Here is a 21,286-nt window from a genome sequence, read left to right on the forward strand (position 1 = left end):
AATGGAAGAGCTACCTCAACTCAACACAAATCCCCAAAAGCAGCGGATTTTGCTTAAGCTTGCTACCGGCTTGGGCTTGGCCATTTTTATCTTTTGGGCAGCCCATCGATTGGGATTTTTTGGAGTTATTCAAGACTGGCTCGCCGAAGCTCTGGCTTGGATTGAAAGCTTGGGGTTGCTGGGGCCAATCCTCTTCATTGCCATTTACATTGTAGCGACGGTGCTGCTTCTACCAGCCTCGGTGCTGACCTTGGGGGCAGGGGCCGTGTTCGGGTTGCTGGCCGGAACTGTGTACGTGCTGATCGGGGCAACCATTGGAGCCAACTTGGCTTTTTTAATCGGGCGCTACTTGGCGCGGGAACAGGTGGTGAAATGGATTGAGGGAAACGCCAAGTTTGCGGCCATCGATCGAGCGTTGGGACGTGAGGGATGGAAAATAGTCGGCCTGATTCGGCTGTCGCCTGCGTTTCCCTTCAATGTGCTCAACTACGCCCTGGGGCTGACCCAAATTTCTTTTCTGGATAACTTGCTGGGCACCGCTGGAATCGTGCCGGGCACTTTTATGTATGTGTACATCGGCTCGTTGGCGGGATCCCTGGCCGACATGGAAGGCGCGGAGTTGGATCCTCAGGCTCAAACCGCCCAATGGGTCGTTCGCCTCGTGGGGCTCATCGCCACCATAGCCGCTACCGTCTACGTCACTCGCATTGCCCGCAAAGCCCTACAAGAAGCGGTGGAGCCTGCCTAGGGAATTGCATTTTAAACAAGAATGAAATCTGTTGCATTGCTTCCCAACTCCTCTCTCTCTGGGAGAAGGACTGGAGGTGGTCGCGGAAGCGGCGCGGAGCGTTTGGGCAGCAGTAGGAGTGTCTCAATCCAGTTTGAAATGACTATAAGTTGGCTCGGCGAGCTAGTGTGTAGAAAGCACCGGGTTGAGAACGCTCACCGTTGGGCAGAGGCTTAGCCGACAGCTTGACAGAGAGTTTCCTGCCTCTCTCGGTCTTGTTCGGCCAGCTCCTGGATGGCCTGTTGGTACACATGGGCAGGTGTGGATCCCTGGTTGACTTGCTTCAGCCAGCGTTGGGCCTCATTGCCCTGGTGGAGCAGAGTTTGCAAGGGAGCTAGAAAACAGCCCAAGCCTTGAGGTTGGCCAATACGCCAAGCTTCGGTCAGCAGCTCTTCGATCCACTCTTGGGCCGCCCGTTCCCGGCCTGTCTGCCAATCGACCAAACGAGATTGCAGCGATTCTCGGGCAGCAGCCTGCTCGTTGGCCTCGCAAAGGCTCTCCAGCTCTGTCGGGGTAAAGGGCCCCCGCAAGGGATCCAGCGCTTCCGGCTGGGCCAGCAACTGCCAGAGACGGGCTTCCACCAAGGCGGTAATCGCCAGAACCATTACCGGATCCCCCACCAGATCGCAAATGCGCAGCTCCACGCGGTTGAGGTGGTAGGGCCGCTCCGGGCCGTTGGGTCGCACCGAGGCCCACAGGTGGCGCACATTCTGCATGGTGCCCAAGGCTAGCTGCTCCTGGATCCAGGCAATGTAGTGGGCGTGATCCCGGAAGAAGGGCACCTGAGCCGGCGTTTTGGGGAACACCTGCCAACGGCTGGAGTGGGATCCCGTCACCCGTCCGTCCAGAAAAGGAGAGGAAGCGCTCAGAGCTAGGTAGAGAGATGCTTCCGCTCGCAGCAGGCGACAGGCCCGGAAGATGGCCTCGGTACCTGGCAGGCCAACATTGATGTGAATGCTAGCAGTTACCACCCGCGTGCCATAGGTGCGCTCGATGTAGTCGTGGTAAGGGTTGCCGGGATCCGACCGCTCGAAGTGGTCGCTGCCGCCCAAAGCTAGCGTGCTCCCTGGCAGAAGGGTGTAAGGGCCAAGACGGCGCAAAAATTGCCGCAACTGTAGGCGAGGCCGCAACAAGGCACAGAGCAGGTCTTCGTAGCGGCGAAGGGGAGGGGTGATATACTCCACGTTGCGCCGATCCGGCTCCCGCACAAACCCTGGCAAAGCCTGGCAAATGCGATCCGACAAGCCCACCACTTCCCCGGCGGCGGTGCCGGTGTACATTTCCACCTCAAAGCCCTTGGTTAACAGCACAGGCCAGCCTCCAGCCGCAGCCTCACCAGTCTAACCTTTCTCTTCTCCCCTCATTGTCCTGGGGTTTGGCAGGGAATTGGCCGATGGTAGGGAAGTTTCTCGACCTGTTTTAGAGCCGTTTTATAATATTTACACTCTCACTCTTAGAGGGTGTCAATTGAACCAAGCGGTATCTCAAAAGTCCTAGACTTTGGCAAGGAATCCACAGGGCCTTAGGGTGGAGATCAAAAAGGAACCACGACCTCTGGCAGGTGAACCTTGCCGATGATTACCAAGATGATTACCAAGAAGAAATCGAAGTGACATCTCCGTCTTTAAAGATTCAGCGATGAGCTTTCCTCTCAGTCATCTGTTGCAGCGAGGTCGGCAGTACCTTGCCCCTTTCTTAGGGCAAATCTTGTTGCCCAGTTTGGCCTTGACAGTGCTGCAGATCTTTATGATCTCCCTCTGGAGTGAGGAGAGCGATTATGTTTCCATCTTCAAGGGCCTAACTCAGTGGGATAGCCATTGGTATCTCGGCATCACGCGGCGAGGGTACCAGTTTGTGGGCTTTGACAAGATTGCCTATGAGCAGAGCAACGTGGCTTTTTTCCCCGGCTATCCCCTGGCGGTGGCCGGAATCAGCCGCCTTTTGAGAGTTGACCCTGAACTGGGGCTTTACCTAACTGCTCAGCTCTTTTGCTGGCTGATGTGGGTTTACCTTTTCCTGTTTTACCGCAGGTGGCAAGTCTCCCCGCTCTGGCAAATTTTGGCCAGTTTGCTCATCTTCTTTTATCCCACCAGCTTTTACCTGGTCGTGGGCTACAGCGAACCTTTGTTTATGGCCAGCCTGTTGGGCTTTTTCTACTGGTCAGTTTATTTGGACTCCCCTCGGCGAATGCTCTTAGCTGGGATCCACGGCCTCGCTATGAGTGCTACTCGTATTTTGGGTTTGCCGCTGGCATTGCTCCCTTTTCTGAATCTTTTGAATCCGGTGAAGAGAGCTGGATTCCGCTGTTGGTTTTGGACAGGTATTGTAGTGAGCTTGGCTCTGTTGGGTGGCCTGGGCTTTTTCCTCTATTGTCAGCTTCGCTTTGGCCGCTGGGATCTCTACATGGAAATGCAGTCCTATCTTGGCCCCAGTTCTCCCAATTACCTGGCCATTCTTCAAGCTCACACTTATACCCACCTCTTTTCCCCTGGCTATTGGCAGTCCCTATTCTCTTCTTCTGCTGCTTTGAGAGATGGAGGATGGGGAATTTCTGCCAGTCAACTGTTTGTCCCTCTCACCTTGGGATCCCTGCTTGTTACAGGCTTGATGGATGCGGCAGGAGTTATGGTGGGTAAAAGCCAATGTTGGCGGGAGCGGTTGGGATTTCACCTGGCTGCTTGGGCCATGTTTTACATCACTGCGGCTGCCATGAGTTCCCTGGGCCAGCGAAGCATGAGCCGCTATTGCCTGCCGGTTCACATCGTGCAGGTGCTGGCGTTGGTGCATTGGGCCAAACACACCGATTTCAGCTTCATCCCCCAGCGGATGCGGCCCTATCTTGGTGTCGCCTTGAAGCTGGGATATGGGCTGCTGGCTTTCATTTTTTTTGCCCTAAACCAAATCCTCACTTGGCGCTACGCCCAACATCTTTGGGTAGCTTGAACCGGCTTGGCTGGGGATAGGATGTGAGGGATCCCAACTTCTCACCGGCTGAGAGCTGTGGCCTTCTCTTCTCCCCGCAAGTTTCCCCATCGAAAATCAACCCCGCGTGTCGCTCAGACCCTTGAGCCCACCAAAATTTACCCCTGCCCGTGCTGCCACCAAGGTCAGTTGCGCCTGATCACCCTAACCGAAGCCTTCGGGTGTAGCCGCTGCCAGCATATTTTTGCCATCACCCCCGACCGCCTGTACATCGAGCAACTGGCCGTTTCTTATCCCTATCGCAAAATGTGGTTCTGGAACGGCTACCAATGGGTGTTGCGGCGGGAAAACACCCTACAGGGATCCGCGCTCTTGGGCCTCACCCTCAGCTTGGGCATTGTCTTGGCGGTTGGGTTCATCGGCGCAGTGCTCTTCCCAAACCAAACCCAGTTGCTCAGTTGGTTCATGATTCTCGGCTTGTTGCTAACGCTGCTGATGGTAACGGCGATCCTGCTGCTGCGGCGGCCCTGAGGTGAGTGAGATTTTCTCCAGCGACTGGTCTCCAGAATTGGCAGCCCCAGCACTTGTGGATCCAACCATTTCTTGTTAGCAGTGTTAGCAGTGGTCTGGAGAAAGCGGCGGATCTGTCTCTAATGGGCTAGGCGGGAGAAGTTCAAGTGACAGATTTCGGTTCAGACTTTGACTTAGGTACCACTCTGCGACAGGTACGCCGCTTACTACCGCAGATGCAGCGGTTGAGCAGCCAAACCAAGCGCCAGGCCCTGCTGGCTCTCTCGCGGTGTTTGTTGGAGCGCTCCGATCTGCTCCTGGAAGCCAATACCCTCGACCTGGAAAGTTGCCGCGAGCAAACCGTACCAGAGTGGATCCTCAACGGCCTGAAGCTCACCCCTGAGCGTCTACAGCGATCCGCCCAGTTGCTGACTCTCCTGGCCCAGCAGCCGGATCCCATTGGCAAGCTGGAGAAAGGGCACCGCCAGGAGAATGGCCTGTTTATTGGCCGCTACCGCGTCCCGTTGGGGTTGATTGCTCTGGTCTACGAAATCTACCCCGAGTTTGCCTTAAATGGCATTGGCATGTGCCTAAAAACAGGAAATGGCGTGATTTTGGCCAGCAGCGGTCCCATCCAGAAAACCCACCAGGCTATGGTCAACCTGTTGGCAGAGACGGCTTATGAGCACGGGATCCCGGAAGGGGCCATTCAAACCTTGCCCGCCCAAGACCAAACGGCGGATCCCCAAGCAGATTCCCCACTGTTGCCGTTGCTACAGCAAACCCGCTACCTAGACCTGGTGATTCCCTGCGGTCGCCCCGGCTGGGTGGAGTTCCTGTTGCAGGCCAGCAAAGTGCCGACTCTGGCTACCCATTTGGGCTACGGCCACATCTATCTGGATCGCACCGCCCCTTGGCCTTTGGTCAAGTCGGTTTTGTTGGATCCCCTCGCCCAGTATGGCTCAGAAGGGATCCCCATCTATCAGCCTCTCACCCTCTGGCTGCTGATCCACACCGATTGGGCCACCAACCATCTGACCGCCTTGATTGAGGACTTGCTGGGTCACGGGATCGATATCCAGGCAGCCGCCTCCATTCTGGAACAGTTCCCGCAGCTCCAGCCGCTTGGGCAAGGCTTTGACTCGACGGAACGACCTCATCTGCGCCTGCAGCCCATTGCCGACCTGACGGAGGCGATCGCCTGGATTAACAAAAATGGTTGCCGTCAATCGGAGACGATCCTCACCGATAGCCAATCGGCGGCCCAGCGCTTTCTCCAGGAAGTAGATGCCGCCCTGATCCACATCAACACTTCCCCCCTCTCGGCAGGCCGGGGAGCTGGGATCCCCACGTTGGGAGCGTTTCGCGACCTGTCTTTGGGCATTTCTACCCAGCGGCTGCACGTGCGCGGGCCCATCGACGTGGAAGCTTTGACAACGGTGAAGGTGGTGGCTCAGGGCGATCTGTAGAGCCGGGCAGCAACCCAACTGATGCGCCAAGGTTGGCCGGTCTGCCCAAGATCCAAGAGCTGGGATGAGGCTGGAGAATGAGAATGTAGATCGCCATCAGCTCACCATCCAACTGAGCCCAAAGGGAGGACTTTTTTGGGGATCGACCTTCGCAGTTACGTGTTTTTGGATCGGCTGCAACCCCAGTATGCTGCTTATCTGGGCACAGTAGCCTACGGCTTTTTGCCCCTGCCTGGGGACACTTCTTTGTGGGTCGAGATTTCCCCCGGCATCGAGATCAACCGCGTTATGGATATTGCCCTGAAGGCCACCTCGGTGAGGCCGGGGCTGCAGGTGGTGGAGCGGCTCTACGGCCTTTTGGAGGTACACTCCAGCAACCAAGGGGATACCCGCACCGCCGGACGGGCGATTCTGGCTGCCTTAGGGGTGAGTGAACAGGAGCGCCTCAAGCCCCGCATCATCTCCAGCCAGATCATCCGCAACATCGATCCCCACCAAACCCAGTTGATTAACCGTTCCCGCCGTGGCCAAATGCTCCTGGCTGGCCAAACCCTCTACATCCTGGAGGTGCAACCGGCAGGCTATGCCCCCCTGGCTGCCAACGAGGCAGAAAAATCTGCCCAGATCAACATCCTAGAAGTGATGCCTTTCGGTAGCTTTGGCCGCGTGTACTTGGGAGGGGAAGAGCGAGATATTCTGGCCGCCTGCCGCGCTGCCGAAGCCGTTTTGGCGGGGGTTTCCGGTCGGGAGCCCCTCTTGTTGCCTGAGGAGGTGTAGCCAATGGCAGACTCCGATCCCAAGCCAAGATCGCCCCTGTCGCAGCGGCGGGATCCCTCTTCAGCAGAGCAGGTGAGGCTGTTGACGGAGCTGGCCGCTCCCTACCGCAGCTTGCGGCGCTTCATCTACTTGGCGGTGGGGTTCTCGGCTACCATTGGGGCGTTTGTGTTTTTCTTTCAGGCCCTGGCGGGACGGGACTTGAACACCACCTTGCCCAGCTTGGCCTTACAGTTGGGGATCCTGGCCGGCGCCATCGGCCTGAACAGGCTGGAAAACCGCTCTCACCAGAAGGTGATCAGACAGGTCAAACAACGCTTGGGCATGCAGCAAGACTCCCAGGAGCCCCAACGGTCGGCGGACAGTTAGCCCGCCCATTCCCCGCAGCCCCTTTCTCAATCCAGATCAAAGTCATCATCATCCGCGTCAGCACTGCGCAGATAGCGGCGCTGAGTTTGGCGAGCGGGATCCCCTTGTGACCACTTTTGGACAATTTGGACACCCAGAAAGGTCAGAAAGGCCCCCAAAGCCACAAACGTGAGAAGTGGGATCGCCAGGATCACCACTGCGCCCAGGACATAGATAGCCACCTTGGGCAGAGACGGATCCACCCCCCAGCGGTGGCTGCGCACCCAGTCGGTGAGCTGCTGATCCCAGCGGCGTAGGCGAGGGACGTTTTCCTCGAAGATCTCCAGCAAAATTGGCCCCAGACGACGCAGATTGCCCTGAGTTTGCCTTCGCCAATCTTGCACCGAGCGCCCCATGTTCGGGATCCCTTGTCCTGTCATCTTCAGGCCGATCCTAGCCCAACCCCAGCAACCTTCCCATTGGCCCACCGGATGTAAATTTGTTTGAACATTTGGATCGGAGATTTTGGAGGCTTCCCAGGACTACTGTACACTGAGGGCACTTGCGCAGCGATGCTGCTGCCCTGCCGATTCGGTAAACCTCTTTTTAACGTTTCAACCTGCTCGACTGGAGAACGCTAATGGCTCACTCGGTCAAGATCTACGACACCTGCATCGGCTGCACTCAGTGTGTGCGGGCTTGTCCCACCGACGTGTTGGAGATGGTGCCCTGGAAGGGGAACAACAAGGCTGGCATGATCGCTGCCGCTCCCCGCACCGAAGACTGCGTTGGCTGCAAACGCTGTGAAACCGCTTGTCCCACCGATTTTCTGAGCATCCGAGTCTACCTTGGCCCCGAAACCACCCGCAGCATGGGCTTAGCCTACTGATGGGGGCACCTGGCCGCAACCCCACTCTCAACTGCCCACAGAGCACAAGTATTCCAGAGTACCAGAAAAGCAGTTTACTTCCCAACCCAGTTCCAGCCTTTCCCTCTTCCGGGGAGAGGCTGTGGCGTATGGCAGGTCTTAAGCTGTTTGGTGACTCTAGAGGGGGGATCCGCCCCCTTTTTTCCTTTAGGGCTGCAGATAGAGGCGGTGCTGACGGATATAGTGCTCCACAGCAGGGGGCACCAGGTAGCGGATAGACCCTCCCTTTTGGATTTGCTGTCGCAGGTAGGTGGAAGAGAGCGTCAGGGTAGGGGCTTCCAGGATTTGGGCTTGGATGGGCAGCTTTGCGGCCACCGCCTGCAGCACCTGGGCGGCATCGCCGGCATCCACCCGTGGGGCAACAATCCAATGGCAGAGGCGGGCCAGTTCTTCCGCTTGATACCACTGGGGCAGGTCCCGCAGAGCATCCACGCCGATGATCCAGTACCACTGGGTATTGGGTTGCTCCTGGATGAGGGTGCGCAGTGTCTCGATGGTGTATGAGCGCCCCGAACGGCGGATCTCCAGCTCTGAGCAGGCGAAGCGCTCGTGGTCGGCAATGGCCAGCTTGACCATGGCCAGGCGGTCGGCTTTGCTGGCACCAGGGGCCAGAGGCTTGTGGGGGGGATCCCCGGCGGGCATCCACAGCACCTGATCCAGGTCAAACTGCCAAAGAGCTTGTTCTGCCATGATCAAATGGCCGTGGTGTACAGGGTTGAAGGTTCCACCCAGAATGGCAATGCGGCGGTGCTTCATGGCTGCTGGCTCAGGTAGGTGATGGCATCCCGCAGCCAGTCTTCCGTTGGGCGGGGGTGAGTGGGCAGAGCTTGCAAGGCAGCCTGAATTTCCTGAGTGCTGTAGCCCAGGGCCAGTAAGGCCATTTCCACCTCTTCTCGGATGGGCATGGGCGGCCCCCCGGCCAAGGGTTGATCCGCAACCCCCATCCCCTGTCGCCAGTGGGCCAGCTTGGTTTTCAGCTCCAGGGCCAGCCGTTGGGCCGTTTTATGGCCTACCCCCGGCGTGAGGGAGAGCAGGCGCACGTTTTCGGTCACCACCGCCTGCACCAGCTCCGGCAGGCTGAAGGTATTCAGCAGGGCCAAGCCCAAAGCCGGCCCCACCCCCGAGACTTTGATGAGTTCCACAAACAAGTCCCGCTCGGCTGGCGAGCCAAACCCGTACAACACCAGCTCAGTCTCTCGCACCACCAAATGGGTGAACACCCGGACGGGCTCCCCCACTGCAGGCAGTTGCTTGAGAAAACGTCCTGGGGCCTTGACGCGATAGCCGATCCCCTGCACCTCAACAGTGAGGCTGCTGCGCTCTCCCCATTCGATGGCCACAAGGTGGCCGCTTAAAAACGCGATCATGCTGCGAGTCCAATCTGGGTTCGGGATACTCTGCTCGACTGGAGCTCCAAAGTCGGCCAAGCAATCTAAAGTCCTTGCCAAAGCCTGCTTCCTTACAAGGCTATTACATAGACCGTTTCTCTACTTGTAGACTGTTCCCCATCCGGCTCTGCATTCTCCATCATCCATGCCGCTCCGTCCTTTTCTCATCGGCCAATGGCTTTGGCTCCTGTTCTCGCTGGGGGTGCTGCTCTTTCTCCATCTTCCTCTGCTGGTGATCGTCCTTTGTGCCTTCAGCCCCGATGAGGCGACTTTGCGCTTCCCTTTGCCGGGGCTGACCTGGCATTGGTTTGCCGTGGCCTGGGGGCGGGCAGATATTTGGCGGGCCTTGTTTTTGTCTTTGCGGGTGGCTGTGCTGGCTACCGGAGTGGCGGTGGTGCTGGGATCCCTGGCGGCAGCAGCAGTCTATCGCAGCCGATTTTTTGGCCGCGAGACGATCTCGTTTTTGGTGTTGCTGCCCATCGCCTTGCCGGGCATTGTCTCCGGGATCGCCTTGCGCTCGGCGATCCATTTGCTGCATATCCCTTTCAGCTTTTGGACAATTGTTATCGGCCATGCCACCTTTTGCCTGGTGGTGGTGTACAACAACGTGCTGGCGCGGTTTCGCCGCATGGGACGCTCTCAGCTAGAAGCTTCTGCCGATTTGGGGGCCAATCCTCTGCAAACCTTTCGGTACATCCTTCTGCCCGAACTGGCCTCGGCCCTATTGGCGGGATCCCTGCTCGCGTTCGCGCTGTCTTTCGATGAGATTATCGTCACCACCTTCACCGCCGGCCAGCAGCAAACCTTGCCGATTTGGGTGTTCAGCCAGCTAACCAAGCCTCGGCAGCGCCCGGTGATCAGCGTGGTGGCTCTGGGGGTGATTGGCCTGACGGTGCTCCCCATTTGGCTGATCCATCACTTGACCCAAGAGAAAACCACGACTCGCTGATGGCTCTTTCCAGCCTCATGCAAGGTTTGCACTTGGAGGGATCCCTAAGCATTGGCCGGAGTCGCTGTAACAGCAAAGAAACGCTGGCCCTGGTTGATCGCAGAGCCCTTGTGAGAAAATGTAACAAGCATTTCATTTGTGAAAATTGAGGTATCTATGGCTGTCACTCGTGCCGGACGCGCCCCTCTCGTGCGGGGCAGCAGCGAGGGAAATCCTGCCAAGTTCATGGAAATGGCCAGCTCTTTGCTCAGCACCCGCACCCGCCAAGGCAGCGGCAAAAAGGTTCAAGATCGCTCTTCCTACGGCAAGGCGGGCAATCCGCAAGAGTTTATGCAGATGGCCAGTGAATTGCGCCGCTCCCTGGAGCAGCAGGGTCGGTAGCCAATCCTGTCCACCCCCAGGGGATCCCCGTCCAGTTGCCTAAGCTGGACGGTTTTCTTGCTGCTCCTCTCAAGCCAGAGGCGGCCAATCGCTTCTGAGGCCACTCACCGGTGTTGGATCCCGTTACAGGCCCAACTTCGAGTCCAGAGCTCCGCCCTTGAGCTTCTGTGCAATGAGCCGGCAGAAGAGCAGCATGTCAGGATGGGAAAAGTGCTCATCGGGGCGCTCTTGCCGGTGGACGTGATTGAGGCCAAGACGACATGAAAAACAAAGGCTTTTGGCTGGCCGGGATCCTGGGGGTAATCTTGGATCAGGCGACCAAGCACTGGGCAGTGGAACGGCTGCTGCCGGGGCCAGAGATTGAGCTGTGGCCAGGGGTGTTTCACCTCACCTACGTGGAGAATACCGGCGCTGCTTGGAGCCTGTTTGAAGATTCGGCAGAGCTCTTGAAGTGGATCTCGCTGGGGGTGGCGCTGGCGTTGGCGCTGCTGGCCATTCGCGGCGGGATCCTGGGCCGATGGGAACAGGCCGGCTATGGCTTGGTGTGGGCAGGAGCCGTGGGGAACGGCATCGACCGCTTCGTCAACGGCTATGTCGTGGACTTTTTCAATTTGATCTGGATTCGCTTTCCGGTATTCAACGTGGCGGATGTGGCCATCAACCTTGGGGTGGCCTGTCTGCTGATCGGTTTGCTACAGGACAACTCGAAGAAAACGGGATCGACTTCCGCCTCGCCCTGCCTGGAGAAAAAGCCCGGTCGCGACAGCACCCACTTTAAGGATTGACGAGCCGATGAACAGCCTTCAGGGATCCCTTGGGATGCTCAGGCCTTTGGCCAGGGGGATCCCCGGTCAGCTGCAAGGACTCCGTCCGCCTATTGCAAACGGCTGGCTTGCTGAGCCACCTGGCAGAAGCGCTCGACATCTGCGGGCAAAGTGTTAAAAGCCGTCACCAGGCGGATTAAGTGGTGACCTTCCCCCAGCCAGCGGTAAAACCGAAACCCCGCTCCCTCTAGGGCCTGGAGAACCGGCTCCGGCAGCTCGATAAAAACCTCATTGGCCTCGGTAGGATACACCAACTTGGCTCCCGGCAGGGATCCCAGTCCCTGAGCCAACTGCTGGGCCATTGCGTTGGCATGGCGGGCATTGCGCAGCCACACCCCATCCTGGAGATAGGCCTGCAATTGGGCAGACAAAAAGCGCATCTTCGAGAGCAGATGGCCACTGCGCTTGCGGCGAAACTCAAAATCGCCCACCTGATTTGGATGAAAAAACACCACCGCTTCCGCAGCCCAGGCTCCATTTTTGGTGGCCCCAAAGGACAGCACATCCACCCCCGCTTTCCAGGTCATCTCGGCAGGGGTGCAACCCAAACTAACCAGGGCATTGGCAAAGCGGGCCCCATCCATATGCACCTTAAGGCCAAAGTGATGGGCCAAATCCGCCAGGGATCCAAGCTGCTCCAAGGAGTAGAGGGTGCCGGCCTCAGTGGCTTGCGTCAGGCTGAGGCAGGCAGGCTGCACGTGATGAACCACCCCAAACCCCGCCCGCTCCAGGGCTGCTTTTAAGTTGCCCCAGTCGATACGGCCTTGCTCTCCGGGGATCCCCACCAACTTGGCCCCACCTGTAAACAGCTCTGGCGCTCCACATTCGTCCAGATTGATGTGGGCCTCGGGATGGCAATAAATCGCCCCGTAGGGCGGGGTGAGCACCGAAAGGGCCAGGGCATTGGCAGCAGATCCTGTTGCCACCGGAAACACTGCCACTTCATGCTCGAAGATCTCGGCAAACAGCCTTTGCACCTGCGCTGTGCATTCGTCCCCTCCATAGGGCATGGCGGATCCCCTGAGGGCCAACAGGGCTTCCATCACCTCAGGACAGGCGCCTGTGACATTGTCGCTGCAGAAGTTCATGGCCTGGACAACTGGGGCATCTCGCCGAGGAAAGGTTAGGGCCAGTTTATTTCGCGCCAACCCAACCGGGATCCTCCAAAGTATCCCAGGCTTGACCTGCCTCTCCCTCAACCGTTTGCAATAGCGGGACAGAGTCCTTTTGGGAATGGGAAGGCGGCTCAGGCTGGTCGCGATAGCGGGACGGAGTCCTTTCGCAATAGCGGGATGGGGTCTTTGCACTCCACCACAACCCCAAAGCGGGCCCCAACCCCAACAACAGGCCCAGCCCCGCCGGCGCAACAATGCCGGAGCCCAGGCTCATCAACAGGGCAAAAGCAAAATTAGCTACATAGAGCACCAGCGGCCCCACCAACTGGCGGCGGTCAAGGATGGGTTGATCCTCGCCCCATAGCAGATTGGCCACCGTCATGAAGGCAGCCCCAGTCAGCATCCAACCCCCGAAGTTTTGCAGCGGCATACCGAAGAAGGGCCCCGGCTGAAACCACGTCCAAAACGGGATCAAGCCGCGGGTCATGGCCGGATCCAGCACGAAGTCCCAGGCGGTGAGCAGCAGGGCCCCCAACATGATGGCCTCGAAGTGGATCAACCAGTGGCGCTGGGTTTGCAGAGCCACACGCGCCAACAAGTAGGACGACAACCCCACATAAAACCAAGACAGAGGGATGGTAAAAGGCACCAACCCGGCAATCTTATAGCCCAGCCCACTCAGGTAGCCATAGTTGCCAAAGGGGATCCCAGTGCTGGTACCCAACAGCTCACTGCCCAAGGAAATGCCCACCGCCGGGATCAAAAACATCAACAGGCGCCGCATCCCCAACAGCCGGGATCCCATCAGAGCTGCCGCCAGCGCACCGAACACCATGTAGGCCACGCCGCCATTGCCCATGCTCAAGGAGAAAGCTTGAATGCCAATGGGGGGCAAACTGGCCACCCACTCAGGATGGGGTACAACCCAGAGCAACCCTGCCAACCCAAAAAGCAAAGACAGAATGTGCAAACCCAGAGCTAAGGCCTCCAGCCGCTGCCAAATCGAGCCAGACAGGGGCAGAACACTTCGCCCAACAGAAGACTGGAAAGGCAGGCTGACGAGAACACCAGAGGACGAGAACCAACGCATGAGAAACTCCCGAAGAGTGGTTAAGCGAAGCCGCTCTGTCTCCTTGCAACCCATACGGCGGCTGAGGGAAAAAGCGGATGGCCCCAAGAGAGAGCCTAAAGCCAAGAACAAGCCCGCTTGCTTGCAGGCCGGCCTACTTGGGATGGCCCTCTGGGCAGGGATGTCACCACCGCTAACGGTGACACTGCTGATATTTTGCTGTCTATTGTATCAATTCGTAAACATATCGCCCGTTTTTCCTCAGGTCTCCTCCCCGTCTTCGCCGCAGGGATCCCGGGTGGGGGTGTACGCCCAGTTGGCTCGTGCTGTGGAGCGCCAGGACTGGCTTCAGGCCCTGCAGCTGGTGGATCTGTTGCAGCAGCACACGGAAGATCCCGCCCAGCGTCAGGATCTGGAAGACTATCGGCTGGAGCTGGAAAAATATCGTTCTGCTTATGGGGATCCGCCGCCGCCCCAGTGGCCGTTTTTGCACAAGCCCTTTGTTGGGGAATTTCCTGTCACCAACCTCTTCGACCATGACTTGCCTTTGGGGGAGAGGGATGGCAACAGACGGTTTGTGAGTGGGCAAGGCCAAGTTTGGATCCCTGGCCCGCTGCACCCCTGTGGCAAAAGCGATGGCCATGCCGGTTATGACTGGGAGATGCCGGTGGGCACCCCGATCCTGGCCGCTGCCGCCGGTCGGGTCACCTTGGCCCGTGAGGAGCCGGAGTTTTTTTGCCCCGGCTTGGGCCGGCTGGTCAGGGGGTTGCGGGTGCGCCTTCTGCACGAGCCAGAATTCTCCGATGGGGAGAGAGCAGACAGAAGAACCCTTCCCCGCTGGGAGACCCTCTACGCCCACCTCAGTCAAATCGGGGTGCAGGAGGGGCAAGTGGTGGCCGCAGGAGCAGTCATCGGCCTATCGGGAGACAGCGGCTGTGCCAGCGGGCCCCATCTCCATTTCGAGGTGCGTCGCTTCGACAACACCAACTCCGGCCAACCAGCTGCCGTCGATCCCTACGGGTGGTTTGGGTCTGGCCTGGATCCCTGGAGTATTCACCCCCTTGGGGCCGAAAGCCTGTTCCTTTGGCAGGTGGGACAAGCCCCCAGTTTGGGAGCTTGCTGGCAAGGGCAGAGATAGCCGAGACGGACATCCGCTCCGCGCGAGACCTCGCTGACAAAGATGGATATTGACAGGCAGATTCACAACAGTCACAACAGATAATGGACTTATAGATCTCGACGGACAAAGCCATCCCCCTCCCATTGGTAGAGGGTAGCCCTCAAGTCACGGCTGGCACCGGGCGGGCTTGAGATGACCAGGATCCCTTGCGGGCTGACCCGCAGGCTGGCATTGCTCAGATCCGTCACACTCAGCAGCGGCACAAGTCCCTCAGGCCGGTGTTCCAAGACCAAGACAGAGCGCAGCAGGCTGATGCCCCCTCGCTCGGTGAGGAGCACCAACTTGGGCTGTGGGCTGGAGGTGATGTCCGTGCGCAGGTGAGCCTCCACTAACCGCCCTGGGATCGGCTCAGCCGTGTGGAGCAGACGAAAGCTATACCCCCCCTGATGCTCGAAGCTGAGAACGCGCACCACCGGCTCTACGGTGGGCTGCCGCTGAATCTGAAACACAGCCACCACATCCTGGCGAGATGGGGAAGTTAGGCTGGCCGGGAACAGGCGTAGGTTTTCGCCACGATTGCCGCGAATAAAATCCCACCAAATGGATTGATTGAATAAAGCCACAACCCCACCTCGAGCAGCGCCGCCCTCAGAAGGAACCGGCAGCAGCGGAAGCACAGGCTGGGGATAGGCAGGAACAGCAGCAACCGGTAGAGTGGCAGCCAAGGCCGCTCCCCAGGCTATTCGACCACAGGAACACAACAGCTTCCGCATATTTCCTCACTCCTCGCCCCTAAAATTCTAAGAGACAGCAAGGCTCCTCCAGTAAACCAAGGGATCCCTTTGTGTTGAACTCAACGTGGAGCTCACCTTAGGTCGTGTTGATCTTATGTTAGGATAGAGAGAGTAATTTATAGAGGAAAGAGGATGAAGTTGGTTTTTTTAGATGAAAACAAATGGCAGAAGATATTGGCTTTTTTACAGACAGAAGAGAGAGTTAACATTGGGAAAGAAGCAAACTGCAAACAGTTTATTGAAGCAGTTCTTTGGATAGCCCGTTCCGGTGCTCCTTGGCGCTACCTCCCAGAAGGATATGGCAAATGGTACACCATCTATCAAAGATTCCACCGGTGGAGTCGTTTTGGAGTGTGGGAACGGATGTTCAAGTATTTTATTGACGACCCTGATTTAGAGCATCTCATTATTGATTCAACCACGGTTCGAGCGCACTCCTGTGCTGCCGGAAAAAAGGGGAGCAAGCTTTGGGGAGAAGCCGAGGCGGATACAGCACCAAGATTCATGTGAGTGTAGATGGGTTGGGAAATCCGCTGGAATTGAGAATAACTGGCGGAGAAAAGAGCGATATTACTCAAGGGGAAGAATTGATAGAGGGCTGGCAGAGAAAGGATACCAAAGTAATTGGGGATAAAGGATATGATGCGGATAAGTTGATTAAGAAGATAGGGGAAGCTCAAGCGGTTATTCCGCCTAAAAGGAATAGAAAGACGCAGCGGCATTATGACAAGCATCTGTATAAAGAGAGGCATTTAATCGAATGCTTTTTTCATAAGTTAAAGCAGTACCGGCATCTATGTTCTCGTTTTGACAAATTGGCCAGGAACTTCTTGAGTTTTCTCTATCTCGTCAGTGCTCTCTTTTGGCTCAAATGAAAGATCAACACAACCTAGATCTCCCCTAGAGATCTCCCCTAGATGGCCATAGACGGTTCCAGTGGACTACCGAATTCTCGCAAAAGGCCCCAAGATTCGCCTGTAACCGCCAAAGTCGGCTTGGAGAGACGCCCCGCCAATTGGAAAGGATCCTACAGGAGCAAGGGGCAGCCCCCCGACGGAGAGCTTTATTTTTCAGCAGCCAAAAACAGTTGAGCTCGCCAAAAGCAGGCGATGGACTTGCTGTCCAAATCCATTCCCAAACGGGCCATTTCTGTAAGCTCAGAAGCAGAAAACTCCACTACGGTGATATCCTCATCCTCATCTTTATCGGGAGGGGAATCCAGCACTTCCAGCTCCCGCGCCAAATAGGCATACATAATCTCGCTGGAATAGCCGGGGCACAAATAAAATTGGCCAAGGGGATCCCAGCGATGGGCCCGCAGGCCGGTTTCTTCTTCCAGCTCGCGGCGAATGGTGTCATCGGGATGCTCCCCTGGCTCGACTGTGCCTGCCGGAAATTCATAAAGGTAGGAGGCAACCGCAAAGCGATATTGACGAATGCAGACGAACTTGCCTGCTGCAGTGACGGGCACTGCCACCACCCCCCCGGGATGGATGAGGTACTCCCGCTCCCCCTCTTTGCCGTTGGGAAAACGCAAACGCTGGCTGACGAAGGTGTATTTATGGCCTTGATAGCGCAGGCGCTCGCGAATCACCTGAGATGGGTTTTGCATGGCAAGGGATCCCGAGAGTAGAGCCGCTCTCAGCTTAATGGTTTTCGGCGCTGTTGCAACCGGGCAATCCAGAGGGATTCACACGCCCTTGGGATCCCGTGTCTGGGGTAGAGTCAGGAAAAGCACAAAAGTTGCAGGCCATGATTTACCCTCCCTTGAAGGAGTTTCTTGCCCTCACCAAGCAGGGCAACTTTATCCCGGTGTACCAGGAATGGGTGGCGGATTTGGAAACGCCGGTTTCTGCCTGGTATCGGGTTTGTGCCGGCCAGCCCTACAACTTTCTCCTGGAGTCGGTGGAGGGGGGGGAACAGGTGGCCCGCTACAGCTTCCTGGGCTGCGACCCCCTGTGGGTATTGGAAATACGGGGAGATCAAGCCCTACAGCGCTACCGCGATGGCCGACAGGAGCACCACCAAGGGGATCCCTTTGCCATCTTGGCCCGCTGCTTGCAGCCCTATGAGCCGGTGCATTTGCCGGAATTGCCCAGCAGCATCGGCGGCCTGTTTGGCTACTGGGGCTACGAGCTGATTCGCTGGGTCGAACCCAAGGTGCCCATCCACCCCCTGCAGCCGGGGGATCCCCCTGATGCCGTTTTGATGCAGGTGGACAGCATCCTGCTCTTTGACCAGGTGAAGCGCAAGATCTGGGTGGTGGCCTTCGCCGATACCCGTCACCACGCTGCCGAGGAAGCCTATGCCCAAGCCTGCCGGCGGGTGGAAAAGCTGATGCAGCAGCTCAGCGCTCCTCTTTCCCTGGCCCATCTGCACCTCAACTGGAAGCCCCACCTGTCGGAAAGGACTCCGTCCCGCTGGCGCGAACAAATCCCTCCCAGCACCCTGAGCCGCCCGGCCTACTGCCAAGCCGTGGAACAGGCTAAGGACTACATCCGCGCCGGAGATATCTTCCAGGTGGTGCTCTCGCAGCGGTTTACCGTCTCCCTTGCCGGGGATCCCTTTTGCCTCTACCGCTCGTTGCGGCTGATTAACCCTTCCCCTTATATGGCGTTTTTGCAGTTTGGGGATCTCTGCCTCATCGGCTCCAGCCCAGAGGTGATGGTCAAACTCAGCCGGGTGGGAGAAGACCGCATCGCCACCGTGCGCCCCATTGCCGGCACCCGCCCCCGTGGCACCACCCCTCAGGAAGACCGGCAGTTAGAGCAAGAGCTGTTGGCAGATCCGAAAGAACGGGCCGAACATGTGATGTTGGTGGATCTGGCCCGCAACGACCTGGGACGGGTCTGCCAACTGGGATCTGTGCAGGTGGATGACCTGATGCAGATCGAGCGCTACAGCCATGTGATGCACATCGTCAGCAACGTGGTGGGGCGGCTGGATCCCCAGTACAGCGCCTGGGATCTGCTGCGGGCCACCTTTCCCGCCGGCACTGTTACCGGCGCCCCCAAAATCCGCGCCATGCAGATTATTCATGAGCTGGAAGGATGCCGCCGCGGGCCCTATGCCGGCGCCTATGGCTACTACGACTTTTCCGGCCAACTGAACACCGCCATCACCATCCGCACTCTGCTGGTTCATCAGGGCCAGGTGAGCTTGCAGGCCGGGGCAGGTATTGTAGCCGACTCGGATCCGGAGCGGGAATATCAAGAATGTCTGAACAAAGCGCGGGGCATGTTAATGGCTGTGGCCAGTTTGCAGGAGACCTAGCCGATGTTGGCCCAGTTGCGCTTCAGCCCTGCGGTTCGCGTCAGCGGGACGGAGTCCTTACAGGAGCTCCAGCAGCCGGATCCAGAGACCGTAGAGCAGGCTTTTGAACTGTTTTCCACAGAGGGCTATCTGGTGTTGCCGGAGATCTTTCCCCCCGAGCTCATCGACAAGTTGCACAGCAGCTTTCTGGCCACCTACAGCCGCTACTGCACCCACGAGCACCACGCTGATGCCCTGTTGGTGGGCAATAGACGGGTGATGGTAACGGTTCGCCTGGAGGGCCCCTTCAACGATCCCCTCATCTATGCCCATCCTCTGATCTTGCCCATCCTGAAGCGGATTTTGGGGCCGGAGTTGATCTTGAGCGGGCTGGGGGCGGTGGTCTCTCTGCCGGGATCCGCCGATCAACAAGTTCACCGGGATCTGTCTCATCTGTTTGGCGACGAGACCTTGGATGCGATCATTCCTTGCTATGCCCTGAATTTGCTTATTCCTCTGGTGGAGGTCAACGAAGAGAACGGCATGACCCGTCTCTGGCCCGGCAGCCATGCGGTCTTCGATGCCCACTATACCGAGCTGGCCCAGCAGATGCCCTTTATCGATCCACCCTTGGCCAAGGGATCCTGCCTCCTGTTCGACTACCGCCTGATTCACCTGGGTCGGGCCAATCGCTCCCCTGCCCCCCGTCCCCTTCTCTACAACACCTACAGCCGCGCTTGGTTTCGGGATCCTGTCAACTACACTCGGCAACCTCCCCTGGTGATCCCGGCCCAAGAAAAAGAGCGGATCCCAGCCGAGCACCAAAACCTATTCGTGACGGCACAGATTGTGTAGATGGCCCGGAACTGCGAGCTGACCGAAAACTCGGCGGCTCAGGCCCCGGCATTTATGCCTAGGGATAAGCTACCGTCTCCTGATAGGATGTGAGTATCGCTCCACCCATTTATAGAAAGGTGCAGTGCTGAAGGTGAAGTAGAAGTATCTGGGGTGTTTCCACATCCCAGTAGCTGGTGCGTTCGCCTTGGCGGCGCGAAGCGCTTTGGCGTCCCCCACGGTGCTGCGGTATAAGCCACATGCTCGGTGTAGCTCAGTCAGTGGGAGTTGTTTTGCTGGCTGAGAACGGATCCTCTGGCTTTAGCCGTGGGGAGAACGTCAACCTCTCCTCTTGTTTGAGGAATCCGGTCAGCTAGACCGCCGAGAAGCGACGCCCTCTATGTATCAGCATGAGGGTCAGGATGAAAGGCGGAAACCCTTGCTATGGTAAACACAGAGCGGTGGGGCATCCCGTTCTTAAAGCTCAGGAAATGTCCTTAACAGGAGTCACTGAGAAGCTCGTACTCTATGCATCAGCATGAGTGCGGGAGTATGTCACGATGTCTCTGAATGGGGGTGGTTATCCCCGTTATCGCAGTTGGATTGCGCACCTCACCATGAGCGAAAAGATCCCTCAAGATCCCTCCTCGCCGGAAATGGCGGCTGAGATGGCCTTTGCTGCAGAGCCCAGTTTAGAGGAGGTAGGAGCTACTGCGGAAGAAACCACCCCAGACTCGGATCCCGGCAAGGGATCCCCTGGCACCGGCGGGTCGAATGCGCAGCGTGTCCGCCAACTGCTGGGCATGAAAGGGGCAGAGGTGGAGTCTCGCTCCATTTGGCAGTTGCACCTGCAGCTGATGAAACCGGTTACCTGGATTCCTTTGGTGTGGGGCCTGATTCCAGGAGCGGCTTCCTCGGGTCACTTCACCTGGACTTGGGAGAATGTGGCTCTCATTTTGGTGGGCATGATTCTGGCGGGCCCCCTGATGACGGGCTATACCCAAACGGTGAACGAATACTACGACCGCGAGATCGACGCCATCAACGAGCCCTACCGCCCGATCCCTTCGGGGGCCATCTCTCTGCAGCGGGTGGTTATCCAAATCTGGGTGCTGCTGATCTTGGGGTTGGGCTTGGCCTACGCTCTGGACTGGTACACGGGCCATGACTTCCCGGTGATCACCTGCATTGCGCTGGCAGGAGCCCTCATTGCCTACATCTACTCGGCGCCGCCCCTGAAGCTCAAGCGCAACGGCTGGCTGGGCAACTATGCCCTTGGTGCCAGCTACATCGCCCTGCCCTGGTGGACAGGTCACGCCTTGTTTGGCGAGCTGAACTGGACGGTCTGCATCCTGACGCTGATCTACAGCTTGGCCGGGCTGGGGATTGCTGTGGTCAACGATTTCAAAAGCATCGAGGGGGATAGGCAGTTTGGCTTGGCCTCTTTGCCGGTGATGTTTGGGGCGATGGGGGCCGCTTGGATCTCGGTGCTGATGATCGACCTGTTCCAGTTCGGCATGGCCTCGTTTTTGCTGGGGGCGGGCCTAAAACTTTACGCGGCCCTTCTGGTGCTGCTGATCATCCCGCAAATAACCTTCCAAGATATGTACCTGCTGCGGGATCCTTTGAACAACGATGTGAAATACCAAGCCAGCGCGCAGCCCTTCTTGGTGTTGGGCATGTTGGTGGTCGGGCTGGCGTTGGGCCGCTCGGGGCTGTGGTAGTCGAGCCGACGGCAAAGTGCCCATCTTGGCAACAGAGGTGACGGCTTCCGCCCTGGGTTCGGCCCGACATCTGGGCCAAGATCAAGTCAAGATCAAGT

Annotated in this window: 23 protein-coding genes; 15 read left to right on the forward strand and 8 right to left on the reverse strand. The window is 57.8% G+C overall.

What is annotated here, in order from left to right:
- Window position 1: 1 nt before the first annotated feature.
- A complete protein-coding gene (locus tag NW805_RS01890; RefSeq protein WP_414350142.1) occupies window positions 2-748 on the forward strand; it encodes a TVP38/TMEM64 family protein in 747 nt (248 codons plus the stop codon).
- Window positions 749-960: 212 nt separating this feature from the next.
- On the opposite strand, the gene gshA is transcribed toward NW805_RS01890, so the two are convergent.
- Window positions 961-2,097, reverse strand: coding sequence for a glutamate--cysteine ligase (gshA, locus tag NW805_RS01895; RefSeq protein WP_414421460.1), 1,137 nt, complete (start codon window positions 2,095-2,097; stop codon window positions 961-963).
- A gap of 328 nt (window positions 2,098-2,425) precedes the next feature.
- Here gshA and NW805_RS01900 point away from each other — a divergent pair, with 328 nt between their 5' ends.
- The 5 genes from NW805_RS01900 to NW805_RS01920 all read left to right on the forward strand — a co-directional run bounded on the left by NW805_RS01900 (window position 2,426) and on the right by NW805_RS01920 (window position 6,831).
- On the forward strand, window positions 2,426-3,730 hold the full coding sequence (locus tag NW805_RS01900; protein ID WP_414421461.1) for a mannosyltransferase family protein: 1,305 nt from the start codon (window positions 2,426-2,428) through the stop codon (window positions 3,728-3,730).
- 57 nt (window positions 3,731-3,787) lie between these two features.
- The gene (locus NW805_RS01905) at window positions 3,788-4,240 is read left to right on the forward strand and encodes a hypothetical protein (protein ID WP_414421462.1); all 453 of its coding nucleotides are present in this window, start codon (window positions 3,788-3,790) and stop codon (window positions 4,238-4,240) included.
- A gap of 146 nt (window positions 4,241-4,386) precedes the next feature.
- The gene (locus NW805_RS01910; RefSeq protein WP_414421463.1) at window positions 4,387-5,688 is read left to right on the forward strand and encodes a gamma-glutamyl phosphate reductase; all 1,302 of its coding nucleotides are present in this window, start codon (window positions 4,387-4,389) and stop codon (window positions 5,686-5,688) included.
- Window positions 5,689-5,823: 135 nt separating this feature from the next.
- A complete protein-coding gene (locus tag NW805_RS01915) occupies window positions 5,824-6,465 on the forward strand; it encodes a hypothetical protein (protein ID WP_011432202.1) in 642 nt (213 codons plus the stop codon).
- 3 nt (window positions 6,466-6,468) lie between these two features.
- Entirely contained in the window at window positions 6,469-6,831 is a 363-nt protein-coding gene (locus NW805_RS01920) for a DUF3493 domain-containing protein (RefSeq protein ID WP_414421464.1), read from the forward strand.
- Between the two features lie 26 nt (window positions 6,832-6,857).
- Here the strand turns inward: NW805_RS01920 and NW805_RS01925 are convergent, their stop codons facing one another.
- The gene (locus tag NW805_RS01925) at window positions 6,858-7,250 is read right to left on the reverse strand and encodes a hypothetical protein (protein ID WP_238376872.1); all 393 of its coding nucleotides are present in this window, start codon (window positions 7,248-7,250) and stop codon (window positions 6,858-6,860) included.
- Between the two features lie 200 nt (window positions 7,251-7,450).
- Between NW805_RS01925 and psaC the strand changes: the two genes are divergently transcribed.
- Window positions 7,451-7,699 carry a photosystem I iron-sulfur center protein PsaC gene (gene psaC / locus NW805_RS01930; protein ID WP_011432199.1) on the forward strand — a complete coding sequence of 83 codons (249 nt, stop codon included), beginning with the start codon at window positions 7,451-7,453 and terminating at the stop codon, window positions 7,697-7,699.
- A 186-nt stretch (window positions 7,700-7,885) separates the two neighbouring features.
- On the opposite strand, the gene nadD is transcribed toward psaC, so the two are convergent.
- The gene (gene nadD, locus NW805_RS01935) at window positions 7,886-8,494 is read right to left on the reverse strand and encodes a nicotinate-nucleotide adenylyltransferase (RefSeq protein ID WP_011432197.1); all 609 of its coding nucleotides are present in this window, start codon (window positions 8,492-8,494) and stop codon (window positions 7,886-7,888) included.
- Window positions 8,491-9,105, reverse strand: coding sequence for a Holliday junction branch migration protein RuvA (ruvA, locus tag NW805_RS01940; RefSeq protein ID WP_414381256.1), 615 nt, complete (start codon window positions 9,103-9,105; stop codon window positions 8,491-8,493). The genes nadD and ruvA overlap by 4 nt, the downstream gene beginning before the upstream one ends.
- 166 nt (window positions 9,106-9,271) lie before the next feature.
- Between ruvA and NW805_RS01945 the strand changes: the two genes are divergently transcribed.
- The 3 genes from NW805_RS01945 to lspA all read left to right on the forward strand — a co-directional run bounded on the left by NW805_RS01945 (window position 9,272) and on the right by lspA (window position 11,241).
- A complete protein-coding gene (locus tag NW805_RS01945; protein ID WP_414421465.1) occupies window positions 9,272-10,075 on the forward strand; it encodes an ABC transporter permease in 804 nt (267 codons plus the stop codon).
- 156 nt (window positions 10,076-10,231) lie between these two features.
- Window positions 10,232-10,456, forward strand: coding sequence for a hypothetical protein (locus NW805_RS01950; protein WP_414357256.1), 225 nt, complete (start codon window positions 10,232-10,234; stop codon window positions 10,454-10,456).
- Window positions 10,457-10,716: 260 nt separating this feature from the next.
- Entirely contained in the window at window positions 10,717-11,241 is a 525-nt protein-coding gene (gene lspA, locus NW805_RS01955) for a signal peptidase II (protein ID WP_414332043.1), read from the forward strand.
- A gap of 89 nt (window positions 11,242-11,330) precedes the next feature.
- On the opposite strand, the gene NW805_RS01960 is transcribed toward lspA, so the two are convergent.
- Together NW805_RS01960 and cruF are read right to left on the reverse strand one after the other, a co-directional pair.
- Window positions 11,331-12,428, reverse strand: a complete 1,098-nt coding sequence (locus NW805_RS01960; RefSeq protein ID WP_414421466.1) for a threonine aldolase family protein — start codon at window positions 12,426-12,428, stop codon at window positions 11,331-11,333.
- Window positions 12,415-13,485 (reverse strand): gamma-carotene 1'-hydroxylase CruF, encoded by a 1,071-nt coding sequence (gene cruF / locus NW805_RS01965; protein ID WP_414421467.1) that lies wholly within the window; start codon window positions 13,483-13,485, stop codon window positions 12,415-12,417. The genes NW805_RS01960 and cruF overlap by 14 nt, the downstream gene beginning before the upstream one ends.
- Before the next feature lie 277 nt (window positions 13,486-13,762).
- Here cruF and NW805_RS01970 point away from each other — a divergent pair, with 277 nt between their 5' ends.
- Window positions 13,763-14,602 carry a M23 family metallopeptidase gene (locus tag NW805_RS01970; RefSeq protein ID WP_414421468.1) on the forward strand — a complete coding sequence of 280 codons (840 nt, stop codon included), beginning with the start codon at window positions 13,763-13,765 and terminating at the stop codon, window positions 14,600-14,602.
- Window positions 14,603-14,691: 89 nt separating this feature from the next.
- Here NW805_RS01970 and NW805_RS01975 read toward each other — a convergent pair whose 3' ends face one another.
- Entirely contained in the window at window positions 14,692-15,309 is a 618-nt protein-coding gene (locus tag NW805_RS01975) for a hypothetical protein (RefSeq protein WP_414374941.1), read from the reverse strand.
- Window positions 15,310-15,510: 201 nt separating this feature from the next.
- Between NW805_RS01975 and NW805_RS01980 the strand changes: the two genes are divergently transcribed.
- A protein-coding gene (locus tag NW805_RS01980; protein ID WP_414421273.1) for an IS5-like element ISSoc13 family transposase occupies window positions 15,511-16,253 on the forward strand; the annotation gives its coding sequence in 2 pieces (ribosomal slippage) (window positions 15,511-15,829 and window positions 15,829-16,253; 744 coding nt in all).
- A 188-nt stretch (window positions 16,254-16,441) separates the two neighbouring features.
- Here NW805_RS01980 and NW805_RS01985 read toward each other — a convergent pair.
- Window positions 16,442-16,990, reverse strand: a complete 549-nt coding sequence (locus tag NW805_RS01985) for an NUDIX hydrolase (protein ID WP_011432186.1) — start codon at window positions 16,988-16,990, stop codon at window positions 16,442-16,444.
- Window positions 16,991-17,130: 140 nt separating this feature from the next.
- Here NW805_RS01985 and trpE point away from each other — a divergent pair, with 140 nt between their 5' ends.
- The 3 genes from trpE to chlG all read left to right on the forward strand — a co-directional run bounded on the left by trpE (window position 17,131) and on the right by chlG (window position 21,188).
- On the forward strand, window positions 17,131-18,651 hold the full coding sequence (trpE, locus tag NW805_RS01990; protein WP_414421469.1) for an anthranilate synthase component I: 1,521 nt from the start codon (window positions 17,131-17,133) through the stop codon (window positions 18,649-18,651).
- Window positions 18,652-18,654: 3 nt separating this feature from the next.
- Window positions 18,655-19,485, forward strand: coding sequence for a phytanoyl-CoA dioxygenase family protein (locus NW805_RS01995; RefSeq protein ID WP_414421470.1), 831 nt, complete (start codon window positions 18,655-18,657; stop codon window positions 19,483-19,485).
- Between the two features lie 539 nt (window positions 19,486-20,024).
- The gene (gene chlG, locus NW805_RS02000; protein ID WP_414421471.1) at window positions 20,025-21,188 is read left to right on the forward strand and encodes a chlorophyll synthase ChlG; all 1,164 of its coding nucleotides are present in this window, start codon (window positions 20,025-20,027) and stop codon (window positions 21,186-21,188) included.
- Window positions 21,189-21,286 lie beyond the last annotated feature (98 nt).

The organism is Synechococcus sp. W60.1, from assembly GCF_047461575.1.
Taxonomy (GTDB): domain Bacteria; phylum Cyanobacteriota; class Cyanobacteriia; order Thermostichales; family Thermostichaceae; genus Thermostichus.

Coding starts and splice junctions, on each gene's coding strand:
- lspA (WP_414332043.1), top strand. CDS start 10,717: ATGAAAAACAAAGGCTTTTGGCTGGCCGGGATCCTGGGGGTAATCTTG.
- chlG (WP_414421471.1), top strand. CDS start 20,025: ATGTCTCTGAATGGGGGTGGTTATCCCCGTTATCGCAGTTGGATTGCG.
- NW805_RS01950 (WP_414357256.1), top strand. CDS start 10,232: ATGGCTGTCACTCGTGCCGGACGCGCCCCTCTCGTGCGGGGCAGCAGC.
- NW805_RS01995 (WP_414421470.1), top strand. CDS start 18,655: ATGTTGGCCCAGTTGCGCTTCAGCCCTGCGGTTCGCGTCAGCGGGACG.
- NW805_RS01925 (WP_238376872.1), bottom strand. CDS start 7,250: ATGACAGGACAAGGGATCCCGAACATGGGGCGCTCGGTGCAAGATTGG.
- NW805_RS01890 (WP_414350142.1), top strand. CDS start 2: ATGGAAGAGCTACCTCAACTCAACACAAATCCCCAAAAGCAGCGGATT.
- NW805_RS01920 (WP_414421464.1), top strand. CDS start 6,469: ATGGCAGACTCCGATCCCAAGCCAAGATCGCCCCTGTCGCAGCGGCGG.
- NW805_RS01900 (WP_414421461.1), top strand. CDS start 2,426: ATGAGCTTTCCTCTCAGTCATCTGTTGCAGCGAGGTCGGCAGTACCTT.
- NW805_RS01985 (WP_011432186.1), bottom strand. CDS start 16,990: ATGCAAAACCCATCTCAGGTGATTCGCGAGCGCCTGCGCTATCAAGGC.
- ruvA (WP_414381256.1), bottom strand. CDS start 9,105: ATGATCGCGTTTTTAAGCGGCCACCTTGTGGCCATCGAATGGGGAGAG.
- NW805_RS01945 (WP_414421465.1), top strand. CDS start 9,272: ATGCCGCTCCGTCCTTTTCTCATCGGCCAATGGCTTTGGCTCCTGTTC.
- psaC (WP_011432199.1), top strand. CDS start 7,451: ATGGCTCACTCGGTCAAGATCTACGACACCTGCATCGGCTGCACTCAG.
- cruF (WP_414421467.1), bottom strand. CDS start 13,485: ATGCGTTGGTTCTCGTCCTCTGGTGTTCTCGTCAGCCTGCCTTTCCAG.
- nadD (WP_011432197.1), bottom strand. CDS start 8,494: ATGAAGCACCGCCGCATTGCCATTCTGGGTGGAACCTTCAACCCTGTA.
- trpE (WP_414421469.1), top strand. CDS start 17,131: ATGATTTACCCTCCCTTGAAGGAGTTTCTTGCCCTCACCAAGCAGGGC.